Source organism: Streptomyces sp. CB03238, from assembly GCF_002099185.1.
Classification (GTDB): Bacteria; Actinomycetota; Actinomycetes; order Streptomycetales; family Streptomycetaceae; genus Streptomyces.
The window spans coordinates 212888-238471 of record NZ_NBCN01000003.1 but is presented as its reverse complement, the minus strand read 5'-3'; the positions used below and the strand labels follow the sequence as shown (position 1 = coordinate 238471).

Below are 25584 nucleotides of genomic sequence, written 5' to 3'. Positions count from 1 at the left end.
CCGCCCGCATGCCGGCCCGCCCGCATGCCGGCCCGCAGGCTCGCCGGCCCCCCAGGCCCGCTGGCTCGCCCCAAGGCCGCCGGACGCAGGCCGCCGGCCTCGCCGCAAGGCGCCGGCCGCCCGCCAGCCCACGGGGCCCGCTGCCCGCTGGTCGGCACGCCGCTGGGCGGCCGGCCATGGCTCGCCCCCCGCCCCCGGGTCGCCGGCCCCCGCCCACGCTCGTCGGCCCGCACGTAAGCCGGACCATTCAGTCACTTCGAGTCGAGAGGTCGAGGCCGAGGCCATGCACACCAACGAGAACTGGATCACCACGCCCGTCACCGCGGACCTCCTGCGCGGCGCCCTCGACGTGGAGCGCACCGAGCGCGGCGTGCTGCCGCACCGGCTGCCCGCCTGGGCCCGCGCCCAGTGCGCCGACGGGCAACTAACCATGGCCGAGACCCAGCCCTCCGGCGTACGGCTGGCCTTCCGCACCCGCGCCACCGCCGTCGAACTGGACACGCTGCCCACCAAACGGGTCTACGCGGGCGCCCCGCCCCGCCCCGACGGCGTGTACGACCTGCTGGTCGACGGCCACCTGGCCGGACAGGCCAGTGTCACGGGCGGCAACACCCTGACCATCGACATGACCACCGGGACCACCGAGCTGCGCCCCGGCCCGGTCGGCACCGTCCGTTTCACCGGACTGCCCGACGGCGACGGCACCGACGGCGCCAAGGACGTCGAGATCTGGCTGCCGTACAACGAGACCACCGAACTCATCGCCCTGCGCACCGATGCCCCCGTCGAGCCCGCACCGGACCGGGGCCGCCGGGTGTGGCTGCACCACGGCAGTTCGATCAGCCACGGCTCCGACGCCGCGAGCCCCACCACCACCTGGCCCGCGCTCGCCGCCTCCCTCGGCGGCGTGGACCTGGTCAACCTGGGTCTGGGCGGCAACGCCCTGCTCGACCCGTTCACCGCCCGTACGATGCGGGACACCCGCGCCGACCTGATCAGCGTCAAGATCGGCATCAACCTCGTCAACACCGACCTGATGCGCCTGCGCGCCTTCGCCCCCGCGGTCCACGGCTTTCTCGACACCATCCGCGAAGGCCACCCGACCACACCGCTGCTGGTCGTCTCACCCATCCTGTGCCCCGTCCACGAGGACACCCCGGGCCCCAGCGCCCCGGACTTCACGGCCCTCGCCACCGGGCAGTTGCGGTTCCGGGCCGCCGGCGATCCGGCGGAACGCGCGAGCGGGAAACTGACCCTCAACGTGATCCGGGACGAGCTGGCCCGGATCGTGGCGCAGCGGTCGGTCCGGGACCCGGACCTGCACCTCGACGGCCGTGACCTCTACGGTGCGGCCGACTTCGCCGAGCTGCCGCTGCCCGACCAGCTCCACCCGGACGCCGCCACGCACCGCCACATCGGCGAACGCTTCGCCGAACTGGCCTTCACCGCGGACGGCCCCTTCGGGGATCGTGGCGCCGTATTGCCCAGGGAGTAGCCGCCCGCGACCGCGCCCAACTCGTCGTCCCGGCCTACGAGTCGGGCCCGGTACGCCCCGGCCGGCCCGGCCGACCGGCGGCCGCGTCCGGCCGACCGGCGTCCGCGCCGGCCCCGAACCGCCACAGCACCCGCGCCACGCGCGTCAGGAACCCCAGGCCCGCCGCCGTCGCGGCCACCACCAGTACGCCTCGCGCCGCACCGCCCCCCAGGCCCAGTACGAGCACGGGCGCGGCGCACAGGACGAACAGCCCCACCGCGAGAAGCACCCCGGTCACCAGCGCGTACCCGATCTCGACGGTGATGGCGTCTCGTTGAGCCTGTGTTCGATTCCCCATGGCCCGAGTGTCACAAGCGTGCGGCCGGTGGGCAAGGACATCGCCCACCGGCCGCACGCCGCGTCTCGTCCGGTCAGTCCCGTACGCCGACGGGCTCGGCCTTCTCCGCGCTCGTACCGGCCGACTTCGCGACCACGACCGACGGCTGCGGTGTACGCGTACCGCGGTCGCGTCGCAGCCCGGTCAGAGTGATCAGCAGCCCGGCGAGCGCGATGGCGGTCACCACGACGAGACCCGGCCGGAAGCTGTCCAGTACCGCCTGCGGGGACGAACCGCCCTCGTGGCCGCCCGCCGTGATGACGGCGGTCACGACGGCGAGGAAGATGGCGCCGCCCACCTGGATGGAGGTGTTGAGCAGCCCGGACACCATGCCCTGCTCGTCGTCGTCCACGCCGTTGGTGGCCTGGATGTTGAGGGAGGGGAAGGTCAGGGCGCACGCCGCGCCCAGGAGCAGCATGGAGGGGAGGATGACGGCCGCGTACCGCGGGGTGAGGTCGACCTGGAGGAAGATCGCGTAGGCGACGACCAGGAGCGTGAAGCCCGTCGCGATCACCCGGGGCGTACCGAACCGGTCCACCACGTCACCGATCTTGGTGGAGGAGAGCGCCACCAGCACACCGGCCGGCAGGAACGCGAGCGCCGTCTGGAGCGCGCTCCAGCCGAGCAGCGACTGCATGTACTGCGTCACGATGAACTGGAAGGCGACGTACGAGCCGAAGAACGCGGCGGCGCCGAGCTGGGCGCGCAGCTGCGTGCCGGAGCGGAGGACGCCGAGCCGCAGCAGCGGGCTCGCGCTGCGCCGCTCGATGGTCACGAAGGCGGCGAGCAGGACGGCGGTGGCCAGGAACGACAGCAGCGTACGGGCGGAGGCCCAGCCCACCTCGGGCGCCTGGACCACGGTGAACACCAGCAGCAGCATGGCGGCGGTGCCGGTGACGGCGCCCGGCACGTCGTAGCCGCCACGCGTCTCCTCGCGGTCGCTGTGCGGGATCAGCTTCAGGCCGACGATCAGGGCGATGAGCGCGATGGGCGCGGGCAGCAGCATCGTCAGGCGCCAGCTCACCTCGGTGAGCAGCCCGGACAGGACCAGGCCCATGGAGAAGCCGGTGGCGGCACAGGTGGTGTAGATCGACAGGGCCCGGTTGCGCTGCGGGCCCTCCTTGAACGTGGTGGTGATGATCGAGAGGCCGGCGGGCGCGGTGAACGCGGCGCTCAGGCCCTTGATGAAGCGGCTCGCGATCAGCAGCGGGCCGGAGTCGACGAGGCCGCCGAGCAGGGAGGCGAGCGCGAAGACGGCGAGGGCGATCAGGAAGACCCGGCGGCGGCCGAGGAGGTCGGCCGCGCGGCCGCCGAGCAGCAGGAGACCGCCGTAACCGAGGATGTAGCCGCTGACGATCCACTGCAGGGTGGCGGTGGACAGGCCGAGGTCGGTGGCGATGGACGGCAGGGCGACGCCGACCATCGAGACGTCGAGGGCGTCGAGGAACATCGCGGCACACAGCACCAGCAGGGTGCCCCACAGGCGGGGGCTCCAGCGGTCCTCCGTGGCCGAACCCACGGCAGGGGAAGGGACGTTGAGCGGAGAGGTCATGCGCAGCACACTACATGCATATGCATTGGATGCAAACGCATTTAATTTCGATGCAACGAACGATGCCCTCCCTGCTAACGTGGGTTCATGGTGGCTGTGACGAAGTCCGAGCGGGCGCTGGTGGAGCGGTGGCGCGACGTGCTCGCCCTGCACGCCCGCACGATGTGCGAACTCGACCGTGCGCTGCACCAGTACGGCCTCGGCGCCAGCGACTTCGAGGTCCTGGACGTGCTCGCCGAAGGCGCGGCGGAGGACGGTGGCGGCTGCGCGTACCGCGTGCAGGAGCTCGCCTCCCGGGTGCACCTGAGTCAGAGCGCCCTGTCGCGGCTGGTCGCGCGGCTGGAGAAGGACGGACTGGTGTCCCGCGGCATGTGCAGCGAGGACCGGCGCGGTGTACGGGTGGCCCTGACGGACGCGGGACGGGCCCGGCACGCCGAGGCGCAGCCCCTCCAGCGTGCCGTGCTGAGCCGGATGCTTGCCGAACGCCCCTGATCGCCCCCGCCTCACAGGTTCCGTCTCCGGACGGCCGGACCGCAAGCCGCCTGCCGCGCTTCACCGGAGGGTGAGCTGCGGTCTCAGCCGGGCGGCGGCTGATCGTCGGGGGCGCACGCTGTGGCACGCGGCCGCCGCTTGATCTTCGCTTTTGCCCGCGCCGCACGATGTTCATCGGCGGCCGTAGCGGTCCCCGCACTCGCTTCGCCGGCCTGATCAGGAACGACGGCGGGGGTGCGGGGGAGGGGCCCGGTGCGCAGGGCCGACTGGATCTTGGAGAAGTCTACGAAGAGTGTGTGGGCGCTTTCATGTCTTTCACTCCTAGCTGACTCCACTCGCGTGGCTGTGTACTCCTCAACAAGTTGCAGCGGGGGAGAGCAGGTTGCCATGAAGCAAAAAATGAGTGCCGCGGACCTCGTTCGGCTTGCCACACGGGGGAAGGGTCGGCCGCGTGTCCTCATCGCGGTAGACCACTCTGCTCCATCCTCCTGACATCGTGCCGAACGAAGGAGAAGACCGTGACCAAGACGTTATTCGCTCGGCATGTAGAGATCGCATGGAGTGGCCCGGGTATCACCGTTGCCGCGGAACTCGACGATCGCAACGCTGTGCCGGCCGACGCGCTGTGGGGGGCGTTGCCCTACCAGAGTCTCCGGGGCGACGCGCTGGTGGCGGGAAGCCACCTGTAGGGGCGACCCGAACCGCCGAGAACGCCATCCGCAACGCGACGGGGATGAACTCTCCCCGCACCCCGGTCGCACCGGAGCGCATTGCCGGCGTCACGCCGCGATGAAACCCCGCGGGTTTCGCCGACCGAGCCGACTCGAGGCGGTACCCGCAGGACCCACTTGTTGTCCCGGGTGCGGTGTCCCGCACGGGCAGAGCACCTGGGGAACCAACCCCCACCGTTTCCGAAAGAGGAGTCACCATGACCGCGCACACCCAAGAAGCGAGCGTCCACGAGCTCGAGCGCGCCTGGATGGACGAGGCCATCAGGCGGGCCACCAACAGCGTGGCGAACGGCGGCGGTCCGTTCGGCGCACTGGTCGCCAAGGCGGGCGAGATCGTCGCGCTCGGGAACAACCAGGTCACCGCGACCCTGGACCCGACGGCGCACGCCGAGGTGAGCGCGATGCGTGCCGCCTGCAAGCAGCTGGACACCTTCTCCCTCGAGGGCTGCGTCCTGGTCACGTCGTGTGAGCCGTGTCCGATGTGTCTTTCCTCCGCACTGTGGGCGCGGGTCGACCGGATCGTCTACGCCGCCGACCGGCACGATGCCGCGGTGGCCGGTTTCGACGACCGCAAGTTCTACGACCTGTTCGACAAGAAGCCCGCGTCGCTGTGGCCGATGCCGGTCGAGCAGCTGGACCTGCCGAACCGTACGGCGCCGTTCGACGCGTGGCTGGCCAAGTCCGACCGCATCGACTACTGACGAGGAGTCCTCGGGGCTGTCCAACGGAGCACACGATGCCCCACTCGACGGTCCTCGACGCCGATCCGCGTCGCTGAGACCGCTCAACGACGCGGGCACGTTCGATTGGCGGTGGCCCTTCGCGGGGTTCGCGGCTGGGGCTTCCCGGGCTCCGCGCGGGGCGTCCTGTGCTTCGCGCGGAGCCCGATGGCGTGTTCCACCCACGGGGAGGGGCCGACCTACCCGGCCGCGACCCGCGGCTCCTCAGATGGCCGACGTCTCCCGCCACAGTCGCGCCAGCCGCTCATCCCCGGCGGTGGAGACGGCGTCGGCCGGCAGCCGGTTCCACAGGGCCAGGTACACCTGCGCGGCGGGGCCGCTCAGCTCGCAGTCGGCTGGCCCGTCGGCCGTCCGCTCGGCGTGCGGCACCTGATCCGACAGCCGTACGGTCCACGCATCACCGGTGTCCGTCGTCCGTACGCGCAGGATGCCCGGCTCCGGCGTACGCACCCGGCTCTTCTCCCGGGCGTGGAAGCCGCGCAGCAGCTCGTCGATCCCGTCGGCGGCGAACGCGGGTGTCACCTCCACCACTCCGGCCCCCGCCCCCGGCACCGACGACTGCGCGTCGACCCGGTGCACGGCGGTCTCGTGCGCCTGGCGCCGTGCCCAGAACGCGCGCGGCGAGGGCGCGGGCAGGAACGTCCAGCACTCCAGGGTGTCGGGAGCCGCGGTCAAGGCGGTGACCAGCCGGTCGTGGCCCTCCCGGAACCAGTCGACCAGCTCCCCGTCGTCGAGTCCGGGTTCGTCGGCGAGCGGCTGGTACGAGGTGTGCCCCTCGGTGACGAAGGCGGTCGCCCATCGGTGCACCGCGCCCGTGTGCCGCAGCAGGTCCCGTACCTGCCAGCCGGGACAGGTCGGGACTGGCGCACCAGTGCCCGCCAGCTCGGCCGCGTCGGCGAGCGACCGGCCGTCGGTGGCGAGGGACTTGATGTGCTCGGTGATCTCCATGTCGCGATTCTGCCAGTGCGGTGCCGGTGACCGGTATGGCCTGAAGCGGTCACGCACCGGTTGCGACGCCCGGACACGTCCGCGCTATCCGGACTGCCCGGCCGCCGACGCGTTGCGTGCCGCGTACCCGATCAGGGCCGCGCCGCCGGCCAGGACCGCCACCGTCGTCAGGGCCACCGGCAGCGAGAACCAGTCGGCGAGGAACCCGATCGAGGGCGGACCGAGCAGCATCCCGCCGTAACCCAGCGTGGAGGCGGCGGCCACCCCGCCCGCGCCGGCCACGGCACCCGCCCTGGCGACGGCGACGGGGAAGATGTTGGCCAGGCCCAGCCCCGTCACGGCGAAGCCGAGCAGCGCGAGCCACACCGTGGGCGCCAGTGCGCCCAGCAGCATGCCGGTGGCCGCGGTCGCCCCGCCCGCCACCAGGGTGCGGGTCTGGCCGAGCCGCTCCAGCATCGCCGTACCGGAGAGGCGCCCGGCGGTCATGGCGAGGGCGAACAGCGCGTAGCCGGCGGCCGCCACGCCGGGGTGGGCGTGCAGGTCCTGCTCCAGGTGGAGCGCCCCCCAGTCGGCCAGCGCGCCCTCGCCGTACGCCGTGCACAGCGCGATCACGCCGAAGACGGCGACGAGCCGGCGCGACCGGCCGTCGAGGCGGCCGCCCCCCGCGCCAGGCGCCCGCTCGTCGGCGGGCAGCGCCTCGGGGGCGGCGGGGGAGGGACGGCGCAGGAGTACGGGGCCGGCGGCGACCGTCAGCAGAAGACCGGCGACCGTGAGGCCGAGCAGGTGCGCAGTGGGGGAGAGGCCACCCGCGACGAGGCCGCCGAGCCCGGCGCCGAGCATGCCGCCGAGGCTGAACGCGGCGTGGAAGCTGGGCATCACCGGGCGGCGCAGCGCGGCCACGAGGTCGACGGCGGCGCTGTTCATGGCCACGTTGATGCCGCCGTACGCGGTGCCGAAGACCAGCAGCACCAGGCCGAGCGCGAGCGCCGAGTGGGTCAGCGGAGGAAGGGCGATGCTCAGGCTGAGCAGCACCGCCGAGGCGACCGTCACCGGGTGGCTGCCGAAGCGCCGGCACAGGCGGCCGGTGAGCGTCATCGTCACGACCGCGCCGGCCGATACACCGAGAAGGGCGAGTCCGAGGTCGCTCGCGGAGGCTCCGGTCTGCTGCTTGATGGCCGGGATGCGGACCACCCAGCCGGCGAACAGGAAACCGTCGAGGGCGAAGAACAGGGTCAGGACGGTGCGGAGGCGAGCCAGGGAGCGCGCGGCGGTGTCTCCGCCTGATCCCCCGGGGACCGCCGTCCGTAGTTTGTTTAGGTGCGGCACAAACTCAGGATAGGGGTCGGGAGCGGCAGCCTTCAACCGCCGGGACCGGCGCCGTTCCGGGGGCCCGGCGGTTCGTCTCGTACCGTCGGCCGGCGCTGTCCGCCAACGCTGTCGGCCGGTGCGGTCGGCCGGTGCGGTCAGCCGGTGCGGTCAGCCGGTGCGGTCGCCCTTCGGCTTGCCCTGCTGGTCCGGCGTGCCGTGTGGCGGCGGGCTCATGGGCTCCGGCGACGTGGCGGGCGAGACTCGTGAGCCGCCCTGGCCGTGACCGGCCGTTTCCGGCTTGGAGGCGGCCGGGTTGCCGCCGGACAGGGGGGCTCCGGCGTCCAGTTGCCGCTTCCGGGCCGTGATGACCTGGACGACCATGGCGCGGTCGGCGTGCTCATGCTCGTAGTGCAGCAACTGGTCGAGTTCCGGGACGCTGAGCGACCGGATGCGGTGCTCCAGCGTGCCGACGGGCAGCTGGTCGTAGTCGGGCAGCGGAAGTCCGCCGCGGTCGTGGGTGGTCATCCGGATCCTCCCTGTGTCTCGCTGACTTTCTCGTGGACCTCGTCGACGACGTGCTTGTCCAGCGCGGCCCGCACCAGCGCGGCGGCCAGCGCGGGCAGTTCCTCCTTCCCGACCAGGCGGGCCAGCTCCTCCCGGTCCGCCGGCAGGTCCAGCCGCTCCGCTCCGTCCAGCGTCTTGTCGTCCAGGTACGGCGCCGGCTCCGGCCATACGCCCTGTACCTCACGCAGGAAGATGTCCGCGCCGGCCGGACCGATCCCCGGCACCTCCTGCAACAGCGCGCGCAGCTCGTCCACGTCGCCTCCGGCCTTGTCGTGCAACCGGCGGAGATCGCCGCCGTACGTGTCGACGACCAGCTCCGCGGCCTTGCCCAGCTGGGTCGACGTCCGCTCGTCGTAGCGCCGGTAACCACCCTCGCCGAGCGCGTCCACCCGCTGCTGCCACGTGGCGTCGCGCATGTGCCGCGCGTCCCGCATCCCCGCGTCGAACAGGGCGCGGGCCGCCGCCACCGCCGTGTCGGCGCGGATCCGGGCGCTCAGCAGATGCGCCAGGACCAGCAGCTGGTACAGCGGCTGGGGCGTGTCCTTCAGACGGATCCCGGCCTGCTCCGCGTACGTGCGGCCCGCCTCGTCGAGCAGGGTCCTGACCGTCGTCTCGCTGTCGGGTCGTGCCATGGAACCTCCCGGGACCTTTCGCGACCTCCGGTGACCGGCCTCCGGTGCCTCCGGAAGCCTCCGGGGGACCGCGACCTCCGGTGATCCTGCCGCCCGCAGTACCCGTCCACGACCGGCCGAAACTGCACCGCCGGGCCGGAGGGGCCGCTGGATCATGGGAGACTCGCCCCCATGAACGGCAAGGCGACCACGACCCGATCACCCCGGCTGGACAGAGGCCGCAGCGCGCTCGGCCCCGCACTGGAACTGGTGCACACCGGACGCGCCCCCACCCGCGCCGTCCTCACCGCCGAGCTCGGTGTCACCCGCGCCACCGCCGGTGCCGTCGCCGCCGAACTGGAAGCCCTCGGCCTCATCCGCGTCGACTCCCGCCCCGGTGCCGCCGCCGGCTCCCAGGGCCGCCCCTCGCACCGGCTCACCGTCGACGAGAACGGACCCGTAGCCCTAGCCGCCCAGATCCACGCCGATGGCTTCCGCGCCGCCCTCGTCGCCCTCGGCGGCCGCATCGTGGCCACCGCGCCCGGCTGCGTGACCGTCTCCGCCGACCCCGCGCAGGTCCTCGCGGCCGTCGTCGAGGCGGGCGCCGGACTGCTGCGCGAGAGCGGGCGCCGCTGCGTGGGTGCCGGGCTCGCCGTCCCCTCCGCCGTCGCCGAACCGGAAGGCACCGCCCTCAACCCGCTCCACCTCGCCTGGCCCGCCGGGGCGCCCGTCCGCGACATCTTCGCCGGGCTGGTACGGGCGGCCGGCATCGACGGCCCCGCCTTCACCGGCAACGACGTGAACCTCGCCGCCCTCGCCGAGCACCGGCACGGCGCCGGCCGCGGCGCCCAGCACCTGCTCTGCGTCGCCACCGGTCACCGCGGCGTCGGGGGCGCCCTCGTCCTCGACGGGCGCCTCCACACCGGCAGCTCCGGGCTCGCCCTCGAAGTCGGCCACCTCACCGTCAACCCCGAGGGCCGCCCCTGCTACTGCGGCAGCCGCGGCTGCCTCGACGTCGAGGCCGACCCGCTCGCCTTCCTCACGGCCGCCGGCCGCGCCCCCGGCCCCGAGGTCTCCCTGCTCCAGCAGAGCCGCGACCTGCTCCGCGACCATGCCGGCGACCCGGGTGTACGGGCGGCCACCGAGGAACTCATCGACCGCCTCGGCCTCGGCCTGGCCGGCCTGGTCAACATCCTCAACCCCGACCGCATCATCCTCGGCGGCCTCCACCGCGAACTTCTCGCCGCCGACCCCGAGCGGCTCCGGGCGGTGGTCGCCGACCGCAGCCTGTGGGGCCGCAGCGGCGGCGTACCGATCCTGGGCTGCACCTTGGACCACAACAGCCTCGTCGGCGCCGCCGAACTGGCCTGGCAGCCGGTGCTGGACGACCCCCTCGCCGCCCTGGGCCGCCCGGCCGCGTAACGGCGGCGACGCGTGCGCGGCGAACCCGCCTGAACCCGGTGCCGGCCGGGCCCCGGCCCGGGTCCCGGCAGTGGTCACATCAGGTGCGGGGCATGCGTCCTGACCGCCTCCCGCAGCCGCCGCAGTGACGGGTTCACCAACGCCGTCCCCGCCACGCTCACGGTCGGCACGGTCTCGTTGCCGTCGGCGACGGAGCGGACGTAAGCCGCCGCCTCCGGGTCTTTCCAGATGTTCACCTCGGTGTACGGCAGCCGTGTGAAGCGCAGTTGGAGGCGCAGCTTCATGCAGTACGGGCAGCCGGGCCGCCAGTAGACGACCACGCCCTCGCGGTCTTCGCCCATGATCCTTCCCCCTCCGTCACCGGCGAGCCTACTCCCCGCGTGGCGGGCACCACCTCCGGTCAGCCCGCCACGGCCGGCCGGACAGCGGCCCGTTCGCGCACCGCGTCCGCCGCCTCCGCCGTGTCCCCGAAGGGCACGGTGCCCGTGAACGGACCGCTGGTGGCCGCCCCGTACACCGGGAGGGGCGGGATCGGCAGGGGTGAGGACGAGGGCGCCGGAAGGGTGAACCACACGACCTTCCCGGACTCGCCCTGCGGTCTGGCGCCCCAACTCTCGCTGACCGCCTCTATCAGAGCCAGACCGCGGCCCGAAGTGGCCAGCGGGTCGGACGTGTTGACCGTGGGGAGGCGGGGGTCGTGGTCGTGGACCGAGACCGTCAGCCGGTCGAGCATCAGCTCGATCTCGACGGTGCACACCTTGTCCGGCTGGGCGTGCTGGTGAACATTCGTCAGGAGCTCGGTGACACCGAGCGCGGCCTTCTCGATCAGACAATCGAGATTCCAGTAGCGCAACTGCGCTGAAACGATTCTGCGGACCTGACCGATCCGCGACGGCAGGGCTTGGAGCTCTACCGTGCACTGCCTGCTTGCCTGGCTGATCACGGCTGCGACTCCCCGAAATGAGGTCCGGAAGAAGACGGAGATCGGATCCAGTAGTTGGCTGGCTGTTGGTCCGGCGGGCTGGATCGCAGCGTCACCGCCGGTGCACCCTGGGTAGTGATGTCAGTCCAGCGTGGACCAGGGGTGACCGCTTCGCAACTCGCGGCGTCCGGTTACCCGTGGGTCCCTGCCGTCACGTCTGTCAGTCCCTGCCGCCGTCCGCGCGGCGAACGGCCTCCAGCAGGCGGCCGGCCAGCGCCCCCGCGGCCGCCCCGTCGGGCCTCCGGCTGCGCTGTCCCATGGTCAGCCGGTACCGCGTGCCGTTCAGCGTTGCCACCATGGCGTCGTCGCGCCCCGCGAACCAGGGCCTGCTCGCCCTGACCGCCCGGACCGGCGCGCTGTCGATCACCCGTCCGTAGCTGGTGAGGAGCGCCAGCCTGCCGTCCTTGATCAGGACCTCGCCCGCCCGGGTCAGCGAACGCGGCCACCGTTCGATCCGTACGCCGGTGGCGCTGAAATCGGCCTCGGCCATGACGTACCCAGCCCCCTTCGCGCAGGTTTATGCCGGTCAGTCTGCACAAGTACCCGCCCGTACACCAGGGCGCGTGGGTGGATGCGCCCCTCGGCTGCCCCATGCGCCGCGCCGGGCGCCCCTGCAAGCATTGCCTATGGGTCATCAAAGTCATCGTTTGCGCAGGTGAGGAGGGTATGTTCGGGATGGGGCAGGAGAGCTGAGAAGGACGAGGAGTGGCGCGTGAGCACCATGGAACACACAGGGCAGCCGGAGCAGGGGCCGGGCCCGGCGTACCCGGCCGAGACCATCGACGTGGACCGCAGCGATCCCACGTACCGGGAGTGGCTGAAAGAAGCCGTACGCAAGGTCCAGGCCGACGCCAACCGGTCCGCCGACACGCACCTCCTGCGCTTCCCGCTGCCCGAACAGTGGGGCATCGACCTCTACCTGAAGGACGAGTCGACCCACCCCACCGGCAGCCTCAAGCACCGCCTGGCGCGGTCACTCTTCCTCTACGGCCTGTGCAATGGCTGGATCCGCCCCGGAAAGCCCGTCATCGAGGCGTCCAGCGGCTCGACCGCCGTCTCCGAGGCGTACTTCGCGAGCCTGATCGGTGTGCCGTTCATCGCCGTCATGCCGCGCACCACCAGCCCCGAGAAGATCCGGCTCATCGAATTCCACGGTGGCCAGTGCCACTTCGTCGACGACTCGCGCAAGATGTACGAGGAGTCCGCCGCCCTCGCCGTCGCCACCGGCGGCCACTACATGGACCAGTTCACGTACGCGGAGCGGGCCACCGACTGGCGCGGCAACAACAACATCGCCGAATCGATCTATCAGCAGCTGCGGCTGGAGCGCCATCCCGTACCCGCCTGGATCGTCGCCACGGCCGGTACGGGCGGCACCTCGGCGACCATCGCCCGCTACGTCCACTACATGCTGTACGACACCCGCGTCTGCGTCCCCGACCCCGAGAACTCCTGCTTCTTCGAGGGCTGGACCACCGGCAACGCGGACGCCGCCAGCGACTGCGGCTCCCGCATCGAGGGCATCGGCCGGCCCCGGATGGAGCCGAGCTTCGTGCCCGGCGCCATCGACCGGATGATGAAGGTGCCCGACGCGGCGAGCGTGGCCGCCGTACGCGCCCTGGAGAACGCCATCGGGCGCAAGGCGGGCGGCTCGACCGGGACCGGCCTGTGGAGCGCGCTGAAGATCGTCGCCGAGATGGTGTCGGAGGGCCGCACCGGCAGCGTCGTCACCCTGATCTGCGACCCGGGCGACCGCTACCTCGACAAGTACTACTCCGACACCTGGCTCGCCGAACAGGGCCTGGACATCGCCCCGTACAGCGCGGCCATCGACGAGTTCCTCGGCAGCGGCGTCTGGCCGCGCTGACGGCCTGACGAGACGATACGAGACGTTACGGAGCCGGCGACGACGCGAGTCGCCGGTCGAGGTTGCGCATCGCGTCCCGGAACGAGCGGCCCACCCCGGACCGGGCCAGCCGCATCACCAGCCGGAACGGCGCGGTGCCCTCGGCCGCCATCGTCCACCGCACCCGGGTGCCGGTGCCGGTGCCGGTGCCGGTGCCGTGCGGGGCCGGGGTCAGCAGCCACTCCTCCATCAGGGCCCGTACCCCGGGGGCGTTGGTCTCCTCGACCCGGTAGGCGTAGCGTTCACCGGCGTCCGTCACCAGGATCCGCTCCTGGAAGACCACACCACCGCGCAGCCGTATCTCCCGGCCGGCGCCGCCGGCGATGGGGCGGGCGGCGGCGATGGCGGTGAACCAGGACGGGCTGTCGGCGACTTCGTCGGCGAGCGCCCGGTACACCGCCGAGGGCGGCGCGGCCACTTCCGTGTCGAAGACGAGACGCAGGGGCGCGGACTCGAGGAAGTCGAGCCGCACAGGTCGCAGTCGGCGTGCCATGGACCGTACCTCCGGCATACGAGGGGGGTGGCGCCAGGGCCCCACACCATAGCTGGCGCACCGTCAGTTGTCCGCCAGAAGACCGGACAGGGCCCGGCCGAACACCCACCGGCCCGCCCGCGCGAGTACCGCGTCGCACACCCGCGGCAGCCCCCGTACGCGCAGCTCCTCCGTCCACGTCACCCGGACCGCCCCGGGCGCCGCCTCCCGCACCTCGATCTCGGCCCAGCCGGTGACCACCCGGCCGCGCTTGACCAGCCGGCACACGCCCGCGGTGGCGCCGCCGCCCGGGCCGGGCGGCTCACAGCGGACGACCTCCATCGGATCGTCGAACCCGACCGGCCCGATCCCGGTACGCATCGTGAACCGGCTCCCGACCCGTACGGGCCCCGGCGTCACCCCCGCGGCACGCGTCAGCGGGACCCGCGCCGCATGAGCCGGCCAGTCGGTGAGCCGCCGCCACGCCTCGGTGACGGACAGGGGGGCACCACGGACGATCCGGAACACGGCCATGCCCCGATCGTATGCGCGCCACCCCACCGACGCCGCTGCCGCGGGTGCCGATGGCCGGGGCCGCGAGCCTCCAGCCGTGCCGCCGTACCGTCGGCGGGGCAGCAGGACCTTCGCCGTGCCGCCGAAGCCGCCGGCCGGGCAGTTGGCCTCGTGCCGGTGCCGCCGAAGCCGTCGGCCGGGCAGCGGCCCCTCGCCCGTGCTGCCCGAGCCCGACGCTCGGGCCCCGTACCGGGGCCGCCCGGGCCCCGGGGGCCGGCCGAGAACGGCCGTCAGGCCGCGTCCTCCTCGCCCGCCACGACCAGCCCCGGCAGGTGCTCCGCCATGTCCGCGCGGGTCTCGTCCGAGAGGCCGCCGTCCGTCACCAGGGCGTCGACCTCGTCCAGCCGCGCGAAGGAACTCAGGCCCACCGTGCCCCACTTGGTGTGGTCCGCCACGACGACCACGCGCCGCGCGGAGCGGATGAAGCGGCGGTTGGTTTCCGCCTCCGCCAGGTTCGGGGTGGACAGCCCGGCCTCCACCGAGATGCCGTGCACCCCGAGGAACAGCACGTCGAAGTGGAGCGAGCGGATCGTCTGGTCGGCCACCGGCCCCACCAGCGAGTCCGACGGCGTCCGCACACCGCCCGTCAGCACCACGGTCGCCGCGCCCGGGCGCGGGGCGCCGCCCGAGCCGGTGCGCTGCGCCGTGTGGAAGACATCCGCGACCCGCACCGAGTTGGTCACCACCGTCAGGTCCGGTACGTCCAGCAGGTGCTGGGCCAGCGCGTACGTCGTCGTACCGCCCGACAGGGCGATCGCGCTGCCGGGCGCCGCCATCGCCGCCGCCGCCCGCGCGATGTCCTCCTTGGCGCTCTGCTCCAGCGACGACTTCGCCTCGAACCCCGGTTCATGGGTGCTCGCCTCGACCAGCGGCACCGCGCCGCCGTGCACCTTCTCGATGACGCCCTGCCGGGCCAGCGCGTCCAGGTCCCGGCGGATCGTCATGTCGGAGACGTTGAGTCTGCGGGTGAGCTCATTGACCCGCACCCCGCCGCGCCGCCTCACCTCGTCCAGGATCAAGGCGCGCCGCTGCTCCGCGAGGAGGTTCTGGTTGTCGCTCACCGCAGGGGCCGGTCCTTCCCTATCGTCAACACCGCTGGCCAAGGGTCATCATCCTGCCACGGCCCCGCCGGCGACAGACCGGGGGAGATTCCGTGAGAACCCTGCCATCAGCCGCCCCGGTCGACGATTCTTGTCACGTCCGGTCACGCCCGGTCACGCGCACCTCCCCGCAACGCGAACCCCCATCCTGAGAGGGAGCCCCACACGTGCCCCCTGCCACCCCGGAGCCCACCCGCCCCGGCGCCGCGCTGGAACTGCTCGTCCACGGCGTCGGCGGCACCACGCCCGAGCTGATGCTCGACGATCCCCGTACCGTACGGGTGACCGGCGACGAGACGGCGGCGATCTACCGGCGCACCGTCGACCAGCACGCCGAGGAGGAACCGGAGCGGTTCGCCGACGGGCGGCCGGTCCCGGAGGCGTACTGCTGGTGCAACCTCACCTCCGGCAACGGCTCCCGCGCCTTATGGCTGCTGCTCCTGCCGTTCATGGTGGTGAACCTCGCCCACTGGATGCGCCCGCCCGCCGAGCGGCAGGCCGCCGCCGTCCGGCTCTACGGCGTGCTGGTGCGGCTCGTCGCCCTGAGCCTGACCGTCCTGCTCACCGCCGCCGCCTGCGAGGTCGCCCTGGACCTGACGGCCTGGCAGTGCGCCGGGTCCGCCCGCTGCGCCGAGGAGCGGTCCTGGCTCGGCTTCATGTCGGCCGTCCAGGGCGGCTGGTGGTCCCAGCCCGGCCGCCGGCTCGCGCTCGCCGCCCTCGTCCCCGCCGCCCTGGTGGGGCTCCTGTGGTACCTGTCCAACCGCACCTGGAGCGCGTACGAGGCCCAGCGGCCGCCCCGGGAAGGCCTCGACGGCGACGGCGGGCCCGACCGGAAGCTGCGGCCCGCGCTCGGCCGGCCCGGGTTCTGGTACGGCCGCCGCCTCGTCGCCCGGCTGCGCGCCGCGCACACCGCCGCCGGGTTCCTCACCGTCGCCGCCGCGGTCGGCGGGGCCGCGGCACGGCACGACCGGGAAGCGGCCGGGCCGGCCCGCGAGGCGCTCGGCTGGACCCTGGAGGGCGCCCTGTTCGTCGGAGCGGTCGTCGTGACCTGGGTGGTGTGCCGCCGGGGTCGCAGCGAGAAGCGGCTCGACAACCGGCTCGACCGCACCGTCGTCACCTGGCTGCCCGGCGCCTCCATCGCCCTGCTCGTCCTCGCGGTGCTGTACGCCGCCTGGTCCCGCCCCGGCTGGCGCTCCACCGGCACCCTCCCCGGGGACGCCACCTTCAGCGTGATCACCCTCGCCCAGGGCGTCCTCGTCCTCACCCTCACCGTCGTGGCCCGGCGCCTGTACCGCCGCGCCCCCCACACCCGTACCGTCCTGCACGGCCTCGGCGGGCCCGCCACCGCGATGCTCGCGTGCGCGCTCGGCGGCGTCATGAGCGGCGGTGTCGCGCAGCGCGTCGCCGACTGGCTCGACGGTCCGGCCACGCCCGGCACCGGCGAGGACCCCATCGGGCCGCCCGTACTGCTCAGCTGGCAGGCCTCCGTCATCCCCGTCCTGCTGCTCCTGCTCCTGGTCCCGGCCGCCGTCCTCGCCGTCCGTACCGCGCTCGCCGCCCGCCGCCTGGCGCCCGTCGTGGAGGCCGAGTACGAGGGCGAGAAGCCCGACTCCGTCCGTACCCGGCGCATCGCCGCCACGCGCGCGCGTGCCGCCCTCACGGACGCCGCGCCCGTCATCGCCGGCATCGTCTCCGGCGCCACCCTCCTGCTCGGCGCGGGCGCCCTCGTCGGGGCGTGGGTGAGCGAAACCGTGCCCGGCAAGGCCTTCACGGGAAGGCACCCCTTCGTGGAGGGCGCGGCCGAGTCGGCGCAGGCGCTCGGGTCCTGGCTGATCGGCTTCGGTTTCATACTGTTCGTCACCTGGGGCCGCCGCGCCTACAAGGACGCCTCCGCCCGCCGCACCATCGGCATCCTCTGGGACGTGGGTACGTTCTGGCCGCGTGCCGCCCACCCCTTCGCGCCGCCCTGCTACGCCGAGCGGGCCGTGCCGGACCTGGCCTGGCGCATGTCGTCCTGGACCGGCCGTACGGGCGGGCGCCTGGTCATCTCCGGCCACTCGCAGGGCAGCGTGCTGGCCGCGGCCGCCGTCTGGCAGCTCCCGGCCGGCACCCGCCGCCGGGTCGCGCTGCTCACCTACGGCTCGCCCCTGGAGCGGCTGTACGGGCGCTGGTTCCCCGCCTACTTCGGCCCCCGGCCACTGGCCGCCCTCCACCGGGAACTGCACTGCTGGCGCAACCTGTGGCGCCGCACCGACCCGATAGGCGGCCCGGTGATCGTCCCCGCCGAAGGAGACAAGCCGGAAGTCGACCACAAGGCGCTGCGAGACCCGGTGGTCTACGGCCGCACTCATGAACACCCGCTGCCCGAACCGATCCTGGGACACGGCGACTACCAGGCCGACCCGGTCTTCGCCAAAGAACGCACCATACTGCTCGACCGGCTCCCGCCCGCCCTGCCGCTGCCGGTCCCCCCGCAACGAAGTGAGAACACTCAGGGCAGCTCGGGCAGGTCCTCCGGGTAGAGGAGGGTCAGGTCGTCGGTGCTCATCTCGGTGAGCACGGCGACCCGGCCCGCATGCCGCTCGACCATCGACTCGAACGTCTGGCGGGCGGTACGGCCGTTGCCGAACGCGGGGCCCTTGGGCAGCTCCGTGAAGTACTTCAGCAGCGCCTCGGCCGTCCCCTCGGCGAGCCGGTACTCGTGCTCCTCCGCCTGCTGCTGGACGATCCGCAGCAGCTCGTCGGGTACGTAGTCGTTGAAGGTGATCGTCCGCGAGAACCGGGAGGCCACCCCCGGGTTGACGGTCAGGAACCGCTCCATCTCGGCCGTGTACCCGGCGACGATCACCACGACCGCCTCCCGGTGGTCCTCCATCAGCTTCACCAGCGTGTCGATCGCCTCACGCCCGAAGTCCCGCCCCGAGTCCTCGGGGGACAGGGCGTACGCCTCGTCGATGAACAGCACCCCGCCCCGCGCCCGGTCGAACGCCTCCTGGGTGCGGATGGCGGTGGAGCCGATGTGCTCGCCGACCAGGTCCACGCGCGACACCTCGACGAGATGGCCGCGCTGCAGCACACCCAGGGACGCCAGGATCTCGCCGTACAGCCGGGCGACGGTGGTCTTGCCTGTGCCGGGCGAGCCGGTGAAGACAAGATGGCGGCGGACGGAGGCGGCCTTGAGACCGGCCTCCTGGCGCCGCCTGCCGACCTCGATCATGTTGGTGAGGGTGCGCACCTCGCGCTTGACGCTGTCGAGCCCCACCAGGGCGTCGAGTTCGCCGAGCACGTCCTGGGAGCTGCGTACGGAAGGCTCCGGTACGGCCACCGCCGGGCTCTTCTCCGGTACCTGGGGCGGGGCCGGGGACGGCACCTGGGCCGGGACGCGGGAGGGCACCGTACCGAGCAGCCCGCCGGCCGACCCGGTCGCGGCGGGAGCCGTGGTGGTGGCCCGCGCGGTGAGGACCCCGCTCTCGTCGCTGGTGCAGTCCTCGACGACGGGCCCCTCCTCCCCGAACTCGTACCCACCGCGCGTACACCGCTCCGTACGGCACCGCCTCAGCGTCGTACGGCAGCCGTCCATGACGTGGAAGCCGTACCCGCCGCTGCCCGTCACCCGGCAGCCGTGGAACGTGCCGCGGCCCTCCGCCGACACATAGAACCCCGCCTCGGCGGGGGAGGAGACCGTGCACCGTTCGATCACCGGATCGGCGCCCTTGGTCACGATGACCCCGGTCTGTACGGAGTCGATGGTGCACCCGTTCAGCGTGCCGCCACTGCCGTGGTCACGGAACCAGGCCCCGGTGGACGCCTCCCGGATGCGGCAGTCGTCGAGCTGCGCGGTGGCACCGTCACTGACCGACACCGCCGTGTTCCGCACCTGGGAGAGGTCACTGTCCACCACGTCGGCGCGCGAGCCGCGGTCGAGCACGAACAGCGCGTCGGGCACGTCGTGGACCCGGCACGAGTCCAGGACGGCCGTCGCGCCGTCACTGACCCAGACCGCCGGATAGTCGCCCGTACTGTCGTGGATCTCGCACTGGTTGGCGTCCACGCGGGTGCCCGGGTCCCACACGGACAGACCGTTGCGGCCGAACCGCCGCACCGTCGAGCGGGTCAGCGTCAGCACCGAACGGGACCGCAGATCGACCGCGTTCTCCGGGATGTCGTGGATGTCGCAGTCGGAGAGGGTCAGCACGGCGTCCGTGTCGAGGGTGATCCCGTCGGCCGTCGTCCGGTGCACGGACGAGTCGGTGAGGTGCGCCGCGGCCCGGGAGGCGACCTGGACGCCACTGCCCTTGATCTCGTACACCTCGCAGCCGATCGCCTCCAGACCGCTGCCCTCACCGGTCACCGACAGCCCCGCGCCCGAGGCGTGATGGACCCGGCACCGCTCCAGGCGCGGATGCGCGCCACCGCGCACCGAGACGCCCGACTGCCCCGCCGAGACCACCTCGCACTCCTCGAACACGCCGCCCGCGCCGTCCAGTACGCCGATCCCGACCCCGGCCGGATTGTCGACCGTGCAGCGCCGCACGGTGGGCCGCGCCGCGCCCCGTACCTCCACACCGGCCGCCGAGCGCGTCACGATCCGCAGGTCCAGCAGCTCCGGGGTGCCGTCCTCGATCAGCAGCGCGGGCGCCGAGGTGTCCTGGCCCTCCACATGCAGGTCCTGGACGGTCGCCGAGGCGCGCACGGTCAGCGGCACGCCGTCGGCGGGGGCGATCCGCACCGAACCGACCGCGCCCTCCGTGCCCCGCAGGGTGATGGCGCGGTGCAGGACCAGATTCTCCCGGTACGTACCGGGAGAGATGGTCAGGACATCGCCGTCACCGGCGGCCTCCAGGGCCGCGGCGAGGGAGGCGTACTCGCCCGTGCGGCGCCGCCACCGCGATGTGCCGGTGTGCGTCACCTGGACCGTGCCCTGTGCCATGGTGCTGCTCTGCCCCCACCTCGTGCGCCGCGCGTCTTTCCCGACGATCGCACCACCGTAGCGCGCGCGGCGGGGGCGAGTTGACCGGTCGGCCACCGTGGTGACGGCGACCGGTCAACTGCCCGCGCCCGTCCGGCCCCAGTCGGAACCGGCCTGCGCCCACGCCCGGTCCAGCCGCGCGTACCGCCGTTGCACCAGCTGCCATACGACGACCCGCCTGACTCCCTCGACGAGCCCGGCGGCCAGGAGCATGGTGCCGATGCCCGCCAGCACGGCCTGCTCCCGCGCGGTCTCCTCGGTCATGGGGCGCTCGACGGGCCGGCCCCGGTCGTCGGTCCAGATCCGGACGGTGTCGCCCGGGTCGGCGCCGAGCGGCGCGGTGGTCAGTGTCCCGGTGTGCCACGTGCCGTCGGGCGCGGTCCACCGGGCCGGTACCGACCTGCGCATCTGGTGATCGGTGGCCGCCTCGGCGTCGCGTGCCGCCGTCCGGGCCCCCTCGTCGTGGCCCAGCACCTGGGCCGTGACGGGGTGGCGCTGCTCCTGCTGGAGCCGCACCGACTGCTGGAGCGAGGCATTGGTCAGCCCGCCGCAGATCCAGCCGGTGACCGGGGCGGCCACACACATCAGCAGCAGGGCGACGAGCGCCACCCATGCCTCGGCGAGATCGGTGTCCCGGCGCAGGGGATTGTGCCGCCAGCGCCAGAGTCCGACGACCGCACGCACAGGCCCGCACCCCCTTTCGTGTCCGTCAACGCATCTGCCGAGGTCCCGGGTTCCCGGGACGGCACGGCCTATGCGACAGACCGGGGGCGGACCGGCCCGGCCGCGGACGGGCCTGACGACGGACCGCCTAACCGAGGATCTCCACGGGGTCACCGACCCGGAGGGTGCCGGTGTGCTCGGGGATCAGATTCTGGCCGAAGATCATCTTCTTGCCGATGAGGCGGTGCCGTGCCAGGGTGCGCAACGGTTCCTTGCCGCGCCGGGAGGTCGTCTGGTCGGTGGTCGTCACGACACAGCGGGCGCACGGCTTGGCGACGCGGAAGGTGATCTCGCCGATCGCGATACGGGTCCAGCGGTCCTCGTCCCAGGGGGCGGTGCCCTCGACGACGACGGTGGGCCGGAAACGGTCCATGGGCAGCGGGCCCTCCTCGGGGTGGTCGCCCTCGGCGATGAGCGAGTTCAGGGCGTCCAGCGAGGAGACGGTGGTGACGAGCAGGGGATAGCCGTCGGCGAAGTTGACGGTCTCCCCGGGCCGCGCGTACTTCGGGTTGATGGGGCGGCGGCGGGCCGGGTCGTCCAGGTGCACCAGCCGTACGTCATGGCCCAGGTGGGCGGTGAACCACGCGTCCGCGGCCGCCCCGGCCGGTACCGCCTCCACCTTCGACTGGAAGATCTCCGCCGCGATGGTGGCCGACGGCTCGGGTACGGCGACGGACAGCGGCTCCATGCCCGGCGCGGACAGCCGTGCCCCGCCGTCCGGCAACTGCTCGGCGAAGGCCAACGCCAGCCTAGGAAACTGGCGTTGGGTGACCACCTTCGCCGTGGTGTCGATGAGCATCCAGCGGCGGTCCCCGGCGAGCCCCCATGGCTCGACCGCCGCCTCGACGGGTGAGGACCCCCCGAGCGACTTGACCGGACGGACGTACAGCGAGTGCAGGGCAGGAGTGGGCATGGCCTCATCCTGTCAGCAGGCATGACGTCCCTGGGGAACGGTCAGTACCCCCCGCCCTGGTAGGGGCGGTTGTACGGGTCGTCGTACGGGGAGGGCGCGGGCGCCGGAACGGGACGCGGCGCCGCCGGGCGCATCGCCTCGTACCCGGTCGGAACCGGCCGCGACTGATACGGGGGCTGAGGGCCCGGATAGCCGCCGCGGGCGGCGGTCGGCTGCTGCGGGATGTACGGCGCCGGCATGTGCTGCAGCGGGGCGGGCTGCGGGGCAGCCTGCTGGGGATAGCCGTACGAGCCGCCGCCATAGGAGGGCATGGGCTGGGAGGGAGCCGCCGGGAGGGCGGGCAGGGCCGCGGGGAGCGCCGGCAGGTAGGAGCTGCCGGTGTCGTACGCGGCGGGCACTCGGATCGGCGCGATCTGAGGCGTGCCCCGTTCCGCGACGAGAGAGTCGTAGATCGGGGTGTCCGGGAACGACGGCGCGTGGTAGTAAGCGCCGCCGTAGGAACGGGGGGAGGTCATGGCACATAAGTTAAGCCCACGATGTGCTGGTTGGGGAGGCTGATAAGCAGGTTGTTTTACGCGGTATGAGTGGCCGCGGATCGCCAATACGAGCGAACCCGGGAAAAACGGTCACCGTCCGTGTAAAGGCCAGGCTGACGGGGGGTTACCGGCAGGTCCCCGTGCCCGCTGGAGCGTGTCGGCAAGGTGGCGTATACATAAATCCCCGGGCGCCCCGCGGGGGATGAGGCTCGGCATGTCCATGCTTAAAGAGGATCAATGTTCCGCTGGACGTGCGCGGTGTTCACTCGCCCTCACCGTCGAATTGCGTCGGCGTTACTCCGTGTGCCGGGAAAAGTGCGCTGAGGTGCCGGCCTCCTCAATCTGGCACCGGACCGCGCGACCGTATCTGACCGCCCGTTCCTGACCGCCCGTCACCTGTCCGGCGCGACCTCCGGACGCGGGTAGGTGCGGCCCTTCCAGGACGCCCCGCGGCCCCGGTAGTGCCGCACCGCCGAATCGACCGTCATGCACAAATAGAGGGACGCCGTCAACGGCAGCAGAAGCGCCTGCCACAGCGACTGCCGGTAGTAGCGGAGCATCGGGATGTACGTCCCCGTCATCACCGCCCACGCCACCGCGCCCAGCACACCGGCCGCTGCGTCCCCCATGAACAGGCCCGCGCCCAGCGCGGCGGGCGGCGCCAGGTACACCACCCCCAGCCCCGCCACCGTTCCCGCCAGGAGCAGCGGGTTGTGCCACAGCTGGGCGTACGCAGTGCGCGCCACCATCCGCCACAGATCCGCCAGCCGGGGATAGGGGCGGACGCTGTCCGCCCGGTCGGCGAGCCCCAGCCAGATCCGGCCACCGGCCCGCTGGACCGCCCGCGCCAGCGACACGTCGTCGATCACCGCCTGACGGATCGCCTCCGGAACGCGCGCCCGGTCGGCCATCTCCGTACGCAGCAGCACGCACCCGCCCGCGGCGGCCGCCGTCCGCGCACCCGCCGTATTGACCCGGCGGAACGGGTACAGCGTGGCGAAGAAGTACACGAACGCGGGAACGACCAGTCGCTCCCAGGCGGTCGCCACCCGCAGCCGCGCCATCTGCGAGACCAGGTCGAGACGGTTCGCGGTGGCCGCGGCGACCAGCTCCCGCAGACTGTCCGGCTCGTGCGCGATGTCCGCGTCCGTCAGCAGCAGATACTCCGGGCCGCCCGGCCCTTCCCCCTCTCCACGCGCGCGTGCCAGCCCGATTCCGTGCCGCAGCGCCCACAGCTTCCCCGTCCAGCCGGGCTCCGGCGCCCCGGGCGACGCCACCGTCACCGGCGGCCCGCCGTACCGCACGGACAGGGCGCGCGCGAGGTCCCCCGTACCGTCCTCGCTGCCGTCGTCCACCAGGAAGATGTCCACCGGGCCGGGATAGTCCTGCGCCAGCAGCGACGGCAGGCTCAGCGGCAGTACCTCCGCCTCGTTCCTGGCCGGCACCACCACGGCGACCGACGGCCACGAGGCCGGGTCCGCGCGGCGCGGCAGGCGCTGATCCGTACGCCAGAAGAAACCCTGCCCCAGCAGCAGCCACACCCAGGCGGCCACCGACCCCAGGGCGATCCACGCAATGGCGCTCATTCGTCGCAGTCTGCCCCACAATGACGGGACTGCAAGGGGTGTCGGCTAGGGTGACCGGGTGAAGATCGCGCTCATGGACTCCGGAATCGGCCTCCTGGCGGCGGCCGCCGCGGTGCGTCGGCTGCGGCCGGACGCGGCTCTCGTCCTCTCCTCCGACCCCGACGGCATGCCCTGGGGTCCCCGCACGACCGCCGACCTCACCACACGCGCCCTCGCCGTGGCCCGCGCGGCCGCCGCGCACCGGCCCGACGCGCTGATCGTGGCCTGCAACACCGCCTCCGTACACACCCTGCCGACGCTCCGCGCCGAGCTGGAGCCGGCGATCCCCGTCATCGGGACCGTCCCGGCGATCAAGCCGGCCGCGGCCGGCGGCGGGCCCGTCGCCATCTGGGCCACCCCCGCCACCACGGGCAGCCCCTACCAGCGCGGGCTCATCCGGGACTTCGCGGGCTCCGTCATGGTCACCGAGGTGCCCTGCCCCGGTCTCGCCGACGCGGTCCAGTACGCCGACGAGGACGCCATCGACCGGGCCATCGCCGCGGCCGCCGCGCTCACCCCCACCGATGTAAGGGCCGTCGTCCTGGGCTGCACCCATTACGAACTGGTCGCCGAACGCATCCGGACGGCCGTACAGCCCGCCGGCCGCCCGCCCGTGGTGCTGCACGGCTCGGCCGACGCGGTCGCCGCCCAGGCGCTGCGCCGTATCGGCGCCCTGCCGGAACCCGCCGCGGCCCCCGTAACGGGCCTCACCGTGCTGCTCAGCGGCCGCGAGGCGGAGCTGCCGGAGGCGGCCCTGGCGTACGCGGAAGGCCGCCTGCTCGGCGCGGCGGCGCCCACGCACTGAGCCGGTCGTCCGGCTCCGCGCGAGCGGGCCCTGATCGCGGAACGTGAGTACGCTGCTACTCATGAGGGACCACTCCGACCAGCCCCGCGACGAGCGACCTCCCGCAGAGCCGGTGCCCGACAGATGGACCGGACGAGCCACCAACCGCGTCCAGTGGGTGCTCGCCGCCACCGGAGCGGCCTGTGTGGCCCTCGGCATCGAACTGGCCGTGGACCTGCCGTGGACCTCCGGCACCGCCGCCCTGCTGATGGCGGTGGTCGGCTGCGTCGCGGCGGGGCTGCTGGTGCTCTTCGGGACGCTCGCCTTCGTGTACGTCGAGCTCACGGTGGACCGGCACGCCCTCGACGTGCGGTGCGGCCACATGGGCGTGCCGCGCCGGCGCATCCCGCTCGACACCGTGGTGGGCGCCGAACACGCCCCCTTGGTCACCCCGCGCCAGTGGGGCGGCTGGGGGTACCGGTGGCTGCCCGACAAGGGCACGGCGGTCGTCGTCCGCCGAGGTGAGGGCGTGGTGCTCACCTTGCGCGACGGGCGGAGCTTCACGGTCACCGTGGACGGCGCCGAAACGGCCGTCCACGTCATCCACCACTTCCTCCGCCTCCAGCGGAGCACGGCCGCCACAGTGGAGTGGGCCATCCTGACGGACACGGAGGACCCCGGCCCGGACGGCGTGTCCTTGCCGGGCCCACCCTGACCGTCCCCCGCCGCCGACGACGACGAGCGGGCCGGGCACCGGCAGGC

Annotated in this window: 26 protein-coding genes; 9 read left to right on the top strand and 17 right to left on the bottom strand. The window is 73.1% G+C overall.

What is annotated here, in order from left to right:
- Positions 1–283 precede the first annotated feature (283 nt).
- On the top strand, positions 284–1495 hold the full coding sequence (locus tag BKD26_RS06085; RefSeq protein WP_084896560.1) for a GDSL-type esterase/lipase family protein: 1212 nt from the start codon (positions 284–286) through the stop codon (positions 1493–1495).
- Between the two features lie 34 nt (positions 1496–1529).
- On the opposite strand, the gene BKD26_RS06080 is transcribed toward BKD26_RS06085, so the two are convergent.
- The gene (locus BKD26_RS06080; RefSeq protein WP_084896558.1) at positions 1530–1832 is read right to left on the bottom strand and encodes a DUF6332 family protein; all 303 of its coding nucleotides are present in this window, start codon (positions 1830–1832) and stop codon (positions 1530–1532) included.
- A gap of 73 nt (positions 1833–1905) precedes the next feature.
- Positions 1906–3423 carry an MFS transporter gene (locus BKD26_RS06075; RefSeq protein ID WP_084896556.1) on the bottom strand — a complete coding sequence of 506 codons (1518 nt, stop codon included), beginning with the start codon at positions 3421–3423 and terminating at the stop codon, positions 1906–1908.
- An 87-nt stretch (positions 3424–3510) separates the two neighbouring features.
- On the opposite strand from BKD26_RS06075, the gene BKD26_RS06070 reads away from it, so the two are divergent.
- The 3 genes from BKD26_RS06070 (at position 3511) to BKD26_RS06065 (ending at position 5347) form a co-directional block, all read left to right on the top strand.
- Positions 3511–3915, top strand: a complete 405-nt coding sequence (locus tag BKD26_RS06070; RefSeq protein ID WP_084896554.1) for a MarR family transcriptional regulator — start codon at positions 3511–3513, stop codon at positions 3913–3915.
- Positions 3916–4433: 518 nt separating this feature from the next.
- Positions 4434–4604, top strand: coding sequence for a hypothetical protein (locus BKD26_RS40135; protein ID WP_179166435.1), 171 nt, complete (start codon positions 4434–4436; stop codon positions 4602–4604).
- A gap of 239 nt (positions 4605–4843) precedes the next feature.
- Positions 4844–5347, top strand: a complete 504-nt coding sequence (locus BKD26_RS06065) for a nucleoside deaminase (protein ID WP_084896552.1) — start codon at positions 4844–4846, stop codon at positions 5345–5347.
- A 243-nt stretch (positions 5348–5590) separates the two neighbouring features.
- Here the strand turns inward: BKD26_RS06065 and BKD26_RS06060 are convergent, their stop codons facing one another.
- From BKD26_RS06060 to BKD26_RS06045, 4 genes are all read right to left on the bottom strand, one after another.
- Positions 5591–6334, bottom strand: coding sequence for a maleylpyruvate isomerase family mycothiol-dependent enzyme (locus tag BKD26_RS06060; RefSeq protein WP_084896550.1), 744 nt, complete (start codon positions 6332–6334; stop codon positions 5591–5593).
- 84 nt (positions 6335–6418) lie between these two features.
- Positions 6419–7660, bottom strand: coding sequence for an MFS transporter (locus tag BKD26_RS06055; RefSeq protein ID WP_084896548.1), 1242 nt, complete (start codon positions 7658–7660; stop codon positions 6419–6421).
- A gap of 150 nt (positions 7661–7810) precedes the next feature.
- Complete coding sequence (locus BKD26_RS06050) at positions 7811–8167, bottom strand: hypothetical protein (RefSeq protein WP_084896546.1); 357 nt, start codon at positions 8165–8167, stop codon at positions 7811–7813.
- Positions 8164–8838, bottom strand: coding sequence for an endonuclease (locus BKD26_RS06045; protein WP_084896544.1), 675 nt, complete (start codon positions 8836–8838; stop codon positions 8164–8166). The genes BKD26_RS06050 and BKD26_RS06045 overlap by 4 nt, the downstream gene beginning before the upstream one ends.
- A gap of 171 nt (positions 8839–9009) precedes the next feature.
- On the opposite strand from BKD26_RS06045, the gene BKD26_RS06040 reads away from it, so the two are divergent.
- A complete protein-coding gene (locus BKD26_RS06040; RefSeq protein WP_084896542.1) occupies positions 9010–10239 on the top strand; it encodes an ROK family protein in 1230 nt (409 codons plus the stop codon).
- 74 nt (positions 10240–10313) lie between these two features.
- On the opposite strand, the gene BKD26_RS06035 is transcribed toward BKD26_RS06040, so the two are convergent.
- The 3 genes from BKD26_RS06035 to BKD26_RS06025 form a co-directional block, all read right to left on the bottom strand.
- On the bottom strand, positions 10314–10580 hold the full coding sequence (locus BKD26_RS06035; protein ID WP_084896540.1) for a mycoredoxin: 267 nt from the start codon (positions 10578–10580) through the stop codon (positions 10314–10316).
- A 59-nt stretch (positions 10581–10639) separates the two neighbouring features.
- Complete coding sequence (locus tag BKD26_RS06030) at positions 10640–11182, bottom strand: ATP-binding protein (RefSeq protein ID WP_073755764.1); 543 nt, start codon at positions 11180–11182, stop codon at positions 10640–10642.
- 199 nt (positions 11183–11381) lie between these two features.
- Positions 11382–11711: a hypothetical protein gene (locus BKD26_RS06025; RefSeq protein WP_084896537.1), complete on the bottom strand. Its 330-nt coding sequence runs from the start codon at positions 11709–11711 to the stop codon at positions 11382–11384.
- A gap of 231 nt (positions 11712–11942) precedes the next feature.
- Between BKD26_RS06025 and BKD26_RS06020 the strand changes: the two genes are divergently transcribed.
- On the top strand, positions 11943–13088 hold the full coding sequence (locus tag BKD26_RS06020; protein WP_084896989.1) for a PLP-dependent cysteine synthase family protein: 1146 nt from the start codon (positions 11943–11945) through the stop codon (positions 13086–13088).
- Between the two features lie 25 nt (positions 13089–13113).
- Here BKD26_RS06020 and BKD26_RS06015 read toward each other — a convergent pair whose 3' ends face one another.
- From BKD26_RS06015 to BKD26_RS06005, 3 genes are all read right to left on the bottom strand, one after another.
- The gene (locus tag BKD26_RS06015; RefSeq protein WP_084896988.1) at positions 13114–13620 is read right to left on the bottom strand and encodes an SRPBCC family protein; all 507 of its coding nucleotides are present in this window, start codon (positions 13618–13620) and stop codon (positions 13114–13116) included.
- A 63-nt stretch (positions 13621–13683) separates the two neighbouring features.
- Positions 13684–14133, bottom strand: coding sequence for an Immediate-early protein 2 (locus BKD26_RS06010; RefSeq protein ID WP_084896535.1), 450 nt, complete (start codon positions 14131–14133; stop codon positions 13684–13686).
- A gap of 269 nt (positions 14134–14402) precedes the next feature.
- Complete coding sequence (locus tag BKD26_RS06005; protein ID WP_084896534.1) at positions 14403–15233, bottom strand: DeoR/GlpR family DNA-binding transcription regulator; 831 nt, start codon at positions 15231–15233, stop codon at positions 14403–14405.
- Between the two features lie 293 nt (positions 15234–15526).
- Here BKD26_RS06005 and BKD26_RS06000 point away from each other — a divergent pair, with 293 nt between their 5' ends.
- A complete protein-coding gene (locus BKD26_RS06000) occupies positions 15527–17794 on the top strand; it encodes a hypothetical protein (protein WP_241518568.1) in 2268 nt (755 codons plus the stop codon).
- On the opposite strand, the gene BKD26_RS05995 is transcribed toward BKD26_RS06000, so the two are convergent.
- The 5 genes from BKD26_RS05995 to BKD26_RS05975 all read right to left on the bottom strand — a co-directional run bounded on the left by BKD26_RS05995 (position 17764) and on the right by BKD26_RS05975 (position 23999).
- Positions 17764–20202: a right-handed parallel beta-helix repeat-containing protein gene (locus tag BKD26_RS05995; RefSeq protein WP_084896531.1), complete on the bottom strand. Its 2439-nt coding sequence runs from the start codon at positions 20200–20202 to the stop codon at positions 17764–17766. The two genes, BKD26_RS06000 and BKD26_RS05995, sit on opposite strands and share 31 nt — an antisense overlap.
- 114 nt (positions 20203–20316) lie before the next feature.
- Positions 20317–20925, bottom strand: a complete 609-nt coding sequence (locus BKD26_RS05990; RefSeq protein ID WP_084896529.1) for a hypothetical protein — start codon at positions 20923–20925, stop codon at positions 20317–20319.
- A gap of 127 nt (positions 20926–21052) precedes the next feature.
- On the bottom strand, positions 21053–21877 hold the full coding sequence (locus BKD26_RS05985) for an MOSC N-terminal beta barrel domain-containing protein (RefSeq protein ID WP_084896527.1): 825 nt from the start codon (positions 21875–21877) through the stop codon (positions 21053–21055).
- 41 nt (positions 21878–21918) lie between these two features.
- Positions 21919–22392 (bottom strand): DUF6643 family protein, encoded by a 474-nt coding sequence (locus BKD26_RS05980; RefSeq protein WP_073755774.1) that lies wholly within the window; start codon positions 22390–22392, stop codon positions 21919–21921.
- Positions 22393–22805: 413 nt separating this feature from the next.
- Positions 22806–23999 carry a glycosyltransferase gene (locus BKD26_RS05975; protein ID WP_084896525.1) on the bottom strand — a complete coding sequence of 398 codons (1194 nt, stop codon included), beginning with the start codon at positions 23997–23999 and terminating at the stop codon, positions 22806–22808.
- Between the two features lie 58 nt (positions 24000–24057).
- Between BKD26_RS05975 and BKD26_RS05970 the strand changes: the two genes are divergently transcribed.
- On the top strand, positions 24058–24843 hold the full coding sequence (locus BKD26_RS05970; protein ID WP_084896523.1) for an aspartate/glutamate racemase family protein: 786 nt from the start codon (positions 24058–24060) through the stop codon (positions 24841–24843).
- A gap of 61 nt (positions 24844–24904) precedes the next feature.
- Complete coding sequence (locus BKD26_RS05965) at positions 24905–25537, top strand: hypothetical protein (RefSeq protein WP_241518557.1); 633 nt, start codon at positions 24905–24907, stop codon at positions 25535–25537.
- Positions 25538–25584 lie beyond the last annotated feature (47 nt).

What these genes read in the sequence shown, in the direction of transcription:
- BKD26_RS05995 (WP_084896531.1), bottom strand. Translation starts at nt 20,202, where the DNA reads ATGGCACAGGGCACGGTCCAGGTGACGCACACCGGCACATCGCGGTGG.
- BKD26_RS06025 (WP_084896537.1), bottom strand. Translation starts at nt 11,711, where the DNA reads ATGGCCGAGGCCGATTTCAGCGCCACCGGCGTACGGATCGAACGGTGG.
- BKD26_RS06035 (WP_084896540.1), bottom strand. Translation starts at nt 10,580, where the DNA reads ATGGGCGAAGACCGCGAGGGCGTGGTCGTCTACTGGCGGCCCGGCTGC.
- BKD26_RS05985 (WP_084896527.1), bottom strand. Translation starts at nt 21,877, where the DNA reads ATGCCCACTCCTGCCCTGCACTCGCTGTACGTCCGTCCGGTCAAGTCG.
- BKD26_RS06065 (WP_084896552.1), top strand. Translation starts at nt 4,844, where the DNA reads ATGACCGCGCACACCCAAGAAGCGAGCGTCCACGAGCTCGAGCGCGCC.
- BKD26_RS06075 (WP_084896556.1), bottom strand. Translation starts at nt 3,423, where the DNA reads ATGACCTCTCCGCTCAACGTCCCTTCCCCTGCCGTGGGTTCGGCCACG.
- BKD26_RS06040 (WP_084896542.1), top strand. Translation starts at nt 9,010, where the DNA reads ATGAACGGCAAGGCGACCACGACCCGATCACCCCGGCTGGACAGAGGC.
- BKD26_RS05980 (WP_073755774.1), bottom strand. Translation starts at nt 22,392, where the DNA reads ATGACCTCCCCCCGTTCCTACGGCGGCGCTTACTACCACGCGCCGTCG.
- BKD26_RS06085 (WP_084896560.1), top strand. Translation starts at nt 284, where the DNA reads ATGCACACCAACGAGAACTGGATCACCACGCCCGTCACCGCGGACCTC.
- BKD26_RS06080 (WP_084896558.1), bottom strand. Translation starts at nt 1,832, where the DNA reads ATGGGGAATCGAACACAGGCTCAACGAGACGCCATCACCGTCGAGATC.
- BKD26_RS06010 (WP_084896535.1), bottom strand. Translation starts at nt 14,133, where the DNA reads ATGGCCGTGTTCCGGATCGTCCGTGGTGCCCCCCTGTCCGTCACCGAG.
- BKD26_RS06000 (WP_241518568.1), top strand. Translation starts at nt 15,527, where the DNA reads ATGCTCGACGATCCCCGTACCGTACGGGTGACCGGCGACGAGACGGCG.
- BKD26_RS05965 (WP_241518557.1), top strand. Translation starts at nt 24,905, where the DNA reads ATGAGGGACCACTCCGACCAGCCCCGCGACGAGCGACCTCCCGCAGAG.
- BKD26_RS06060 (WP_084896550.1), bottom strand. Translation starts at nt 6,334, where the DNA reads ATGGAGATCACCGAGCACATCAAGTCCCTCGCCACCGACGGCCGGTCG.
- BKD26_RS06020 (WP_084896989.1), top strand. Translation starts at nt 11,943, where the DNA reads ATGGAACACACAGGGCAGCCGGAGCAGGGGCCGGGCCCGGCGTACCCG.
- BKD26_RS06050 (WP_084896546.1), bottom strand. Translation starts at nt 8,167, where the DNA reads ATGACCACCCACGACCGCGGCGGACTTCCGCTGCCCGACTACGACCAG.
- BKD26_RS06045 (WP_084896544.1), bottom strand. Translation starts at nt 8,838, where the DNA reads ATGGCACGACCCGACAGCGAGACGACGGTCAGGACCCTGCTCGACGAG.
- BKD26_RS06070 (WP_084896554.1), top strand. Translation starts at nt 3,511, where the DNA reads ATGGTGGCTGTGACGAAGTCCGAGCGGGCGCTGGTGGAGCGGTGGCGC.
- BKD26_RS05975 (WP_084896525.1), bottom strand. Translation starts at nt 23,999, where the DNA reads ATGAGCGCCATTGCGTGGATCGCCCTGGGGTCGGTGGCCGCCTGGGTG.
- BKD26_RS06015 (WP_084896988.1), bottom strand. Translation starts at nt 13,620, where the DNA reads ATGGCACGCCGACTGCGACCTGTGCGGCTCGACTTCCTCGAGTCCGCG.